This window comes from Thiolapillus sp. (genome assembly GCF_048562965.1).
GTDB classification, from domain to species: Bacteria; Pseudomonadota; Gammaproteobacteria; order Chromatiales; family Chromatiaceae; genus Thiolapillus; species Thiolapillus brandeum_A.
Genome location: NZ_JBHNMF010000272.1, coordinates 1 through 4,498 on the forward strand (window position 1 = coordinate 1; position 4,498 = coordinate 4,498).

Here is a 4,498-nt window from a genome sequence, read left to right on the forward strand (position 1 = left end):
AGCAGCTTTGGATGAGAATTTTGCCAGGGTTTGCCCCAAACCCGGCAATCCCCCCGGAAATTCTCTGGTCACTGTGCTGCTGCGCATGGTGGCTTGAATAATTTCTGGGAAACTTCAGGTTATCTGATTGTGGCCAGACAAAAACAGCAGCAGCGGAAAAAGATACTGAAGGCGCTGAAAATACGCAGGTATCAGGAAGAGCCCGGTACTACATAAAAAAAGATGGAAAAGAACTGGAGTGTGCTGCCCGCAAGGACGAACAGATGCCAGATGGCATGGTTCCATCTCAGGCGTTCCCATGCGTAAATCAGGGCGCCCAGCGTGTAGCTCAGGCCGCCGGCCACCAGCAGGGCCAGTCCACCGGTATCGAGATTGGCAACCAGCGGCTTGATGGCGAACAGCACCAGCCAGCCCATACCCAGATAGAGAGGCAGCGACCAGCGCTGCATGCGTTCGCTGCCGGCAAGTTTTACATACACACCAAATACAGCTATTGCCCACACCATGCCGAACAGTGTCCAGCCCCAGGGGCCTTGCAGAGTAACCAGGGTAAAGGGTGTGTAGGTGCCTGCGATGAGCAGGAAAATGGCGGCGTGATCGAATTTCTGCAGCAGCGGTTTGGCGCGCTCGTGGGGGATGCCGTGATACAGGGTGGAAGCGGTATAAAGAAGTACCAGTGTGCTGCCATAGATGGCGGTGCTGGTGACGTGCCGGACAGTGCCGTAAAGCGCCGAAAAGGTGACAAGCAGAACCAGGGCGGCGATGCTCAGGGGGATGCCAGTGCCGTGGGTGATGGCGTGTGCGATTTCCTCGCCGATACTGTATTTGGCTACCCAGGTCTGATTGTCCATGCGGTTGTTTTCTCTCGGTTGGTTCATGCGTCTAGTGTAGTCAATAAACGCTGGTTTATCTCACCTTTGACAATCGCAATACGGAAAGGTTTAGCGTCGTCGCCGGCTTGGACGCTGTTTACTACCGGTATGTCTTTTCGCCGGATGGCTGTGCTTGGTGCGAAAGGGTCGGGTTCTGCTGCTGGCATCGTTTCCTGTTCCCTTGGGCTGCCAGTTGGGAACCAGCTGGTGCTTGCCGTTTCCGATGAGATCGGCACGTCCCATTTTCTTCAGTGCTTCGCGCAGCAGAGGCCAGTTGGCGGCATCGTGATAGCGCAGGAAGGCCTTGTGCAGACGCCGCTGTTTCATGCCCCTGGGTGAGAAGACGGTCTTTGCGCCCCGGCCTACTTTTTTCAGCGGGTTGTAACCGGTATGCCACATCGCGGTTGCCAGGGCCATAGGAGAGGGCAGGTAGGCCTGCACCTGGTCGGCGCGGAAGCCGTTTTTCTTCAGCCACAGCGCCAGGTTGAGCATGTCCTCGTCCGTGGTGCCGGGATGGGCAGCGATGAAATAGGGAATCAGATACTGCTCTTTGCTGGCGGCTTTCGAATATTTTTCGAACATGGCTTTGAACCGGTCGTAGGTGCCTATTCCGGGTTTCATCATGTGAGAAAGTGGTGTTTTTTCAGTATGTTCAGGCGCAATCTTCAGGTAACCACCCACGTGGTGGGTAACCAGTTCCTTTACGTATTCGGGCGTTTCCACTGCCAGATCGTAGCGCAGGCCGGATGCGATGAAAATGCGCTTGATGCCGGGAATGGCCCGGGCTTTGCGGTACAGGTGCACCAGAGGCATCTGGTCGGTCTTCATGTTCTTGCAGATGCCCGGATAGACGCAGGACAGGCGCCGGCAGGAGGATTCTATCTTCGGATCCTTGCAATGGAGGCGCCACATGTTTGCCGTGGGACCGCCAAGATCCGAGATGTTACCCGTAAAACTAGGAACATTGTCGCGAATAGCCTCGATATCCTTCAAAATGCTCTTTTCTGAACGGTTTTTGATGATGCGCCCTTCGTGTTCGGTGATGGAACAGAACGTGCAGCCGCCAAAACAGCCACGCATGATATTGATGGAAAAGCGGATCATTTCGTAAGCGGGAATTTTCGCGTCGCCATAAGCCGGATGAGGGCGACGCTGGTAGGGCAATTCGTACACGCGGTCCAGTTCCTTCGTGGTGAGAGGCAGCGGTGGTGGATTCAGCCAAAGATAACGCTTGCCGTGTTTCTGTACGAGTATCCGGGCGTTGCCAGGGTTGGATTCAAGATGCAGTATGCGTGAAGCGTGGGCATAGAGCACCGGATCCGAACGCACCTGTTCGTAGGATGGCAGGCATATGGCGGTCTTGCTGCGATCCAGACTTTTTGGACGGGAGTGCAGAGTGACTACCTGCGCGGTGTTCTCAAGCTGGGGTGGAGCCGCAGGCGTACTGGCATAGGGATTGATCTTCCCGTGCACTGGCCCGGGAGATTCCACATCGGTGGAATCGATATAGGTGAAATCATCGGGCAGGACATTGCGCAGGATTGCCGTGCCGCGCAAATCAGTGATGTTCCGGATATTCTCCCCGTTCGCCAATCGGTGCGCCAGTTCCACCACAGCCCGTTCCGCATTGCCAAAGAGGAGTATATCCGCCTTGCTGTCCACCAGGGCGGAATGGCGCACCTTGTCCTGCCAGTAGTCATAATGGGCAATGCGCCGCAGGGAGGCCTTGATGCCGCCGATGATCACCGGGATACCTTTGTAAGCCTCCTTGCAGCGCTGGCTGTATACCAGGGAAGCCCGGTCCGGACGCTTGCTGCCCTCGGCATCGGGAGTGTAAGCGTCGTCGGAGCGAATCTTGCGGTCCGAGGTGTAGCGGTTGACCATGGAGTCCATGTTGCCGGCGGTAACCCCGAAGAACAGGTTGGGCCGTCCCAACTGCATGAAGTCTTCTGTGTCCTGCCAGCGGGGCTGGGCGATGATGCCTACGCGAAAACCCTGGGCTTCGAGCAGCCGGCCGACAATGGCCATGCCGAAACTGGCCTGATCCACATAGGCATCGCCGGTGACGATGATGATATCGCAGCTGTCCCAGCCCAGGTCGTCCATTTCCTCCCGGCTCATGGGGAGGAAGGGCGCGGGGGTGAACTTATTGGGCCCAGTACTTGCGGTAGCCGAAGAGGTCGGGAGGTGAGGTGTCGTTCATGGGAACAATGATAACAGTGTAGGTCGGACTTCAGTCCGACAATATCCCGCCACTGTCATACGGGCGGATATTGCGAGGATGTTAAGCGCAGGCCGGACTTCAGTCCGACATTTTCCGCCATGAGTTTCGGTGTCGGGCTGAAGCCCGACCTTGTATGTTATAGCTATCACATAGGAAAGTGATGGAAGATAAAAGGGACTTATAAAGAGGTTGTCCAAGTGACACGCTCGGGGATGCCGTCCCGACCTGAGGCCAAGAGCTTGTACGTAGATCGGCCCCCCGCCCTCGTCGCCCATACCGAAGAGTATCCGAGGCCTTGAGCATCGCTCCTGAGCCTGCATACGCAAGGTCGGTAGGCGAAGATCCAGGGTCAGGGAACCGAGGTGTCCAGGATACATGATTTTTCGAGACAGGAGGATCTTGCTCATGGTTGTTGCGGGTATTGATGTTGGCGCAAAATCACTGATGGTGGCCATTGACAAAGACGGCAATCCATCCCAGCCTCAGAGCTTTGCCAATACGCCTCAAGGACACCAACAATTGTTGAAGGACTTGCGTGAGGCCAAGGTGAAACGGGTTGTACTGGAAGCCACTGGCACCTACCACCTGGATCTGGCGATTACCTTGGATGAGGCGCAAGAACTGGAGGTTATGGTGGTCAATCCCAGGGCCAGCAAACGTTACGCTGAAGCTCGTATGAGCCGCACCAAAACTGATGCCGTCGATGCGGTACTGCTTTGCGGGTTTGCACGGCATATGCCTTTCGAGCCCTGGCGGTGCCCGCCCGAGCATGTATTGGCTCTGCGAGCTTGCTCTCGCCTGCTGGCCAGTCTCGGGCAGCAACGCACCCAGGTAAAGAACCGCCTGCACGCCTTCATGCAATCACGCTCCACACCTGAGTTCATCCTCAAGGAAATACGCCAGGGGATTGAACAGGTCGAGACACAGATCCGGCGTCTGGAAACCCAAACCCTGGCACTGATCGAGGCGCGTCCCGCTTTGGCGACGGTCTATGCCCGCCTGCTGTCGGTCAAAGGCATTGGCACCAAGAGCGCGATTCAGCTCATGGGTGAGCTGCTGGTGCTGCCCGATGACATGGCCGCCAAACAGTGGGTTGCCATGGCGGGCCTCGATCCCCGTGAGCATCGATCAGGAAGCAGCGTTGAGAAGAAAGCGCGGATTACCAAGGCAGGCAACAAGTATCTGCGAATGGCGCTATACATGCCGGCATTAGCCGCTACGCGCCACGAGCCTCATGTTCGGGCCTATTATCGGCATCTCATCGAAGAACGGGGATTGAAGAAAAGGCTCTTCCCCAAATGGAGTGGGTAGATTATCGTAATCCCCTATGAGAGACAAAGACCTATACGCCCAGATACTGGGAATCAAGAGTCCCTGGCAAGTATCCGGTGTAGAGCTGGCG

General features: G+C 56.3%; 2 protein-coding genes and 1 pseudogene. 1 reads left to right on the forward strand and 2 read right to left on the reverse strand.

Features of this window, described 5'->3' with window-relative positions:
* Positions 1–191 precede the first annotated feature (191 nt).
* A complete protein-coding gene (gene trhA, locus ACOCD2_RS12985) occupies positions 192–878 on the reverse strand; it encodes a PAQR family membrane homeostasis protein TrhA (protein WP_419625722.1) in 687 nt (228 codons plus the stop codon).
* A gap of 63 nt (positions 879–941) precedes the next feature.
* Positions 942–3,075: pseudogene (locus ACOCD2_RS12990) on the reverse strand (YgiQ family radical SAM protein).
* A gap of 426 nt (positions 3,076–3,501) precedes the next feature.
* Between ACOCD2_RS12990 and ACOCD2_RS12995 the strand changes: the two are divergent.
* Positions 3,502–4,407 (forward strand): IS110 family transposase, encoded by a 906-nt coding sequence (locus ACOCD2_RS12995; protein ID WP_293650132.1) that lies wholly within the window; start codon positions 3,502–3,504, stop codon positions 4,405–4,407.
* Positions 4,408–4,498 lie beyond the last annotated feature (91 nt).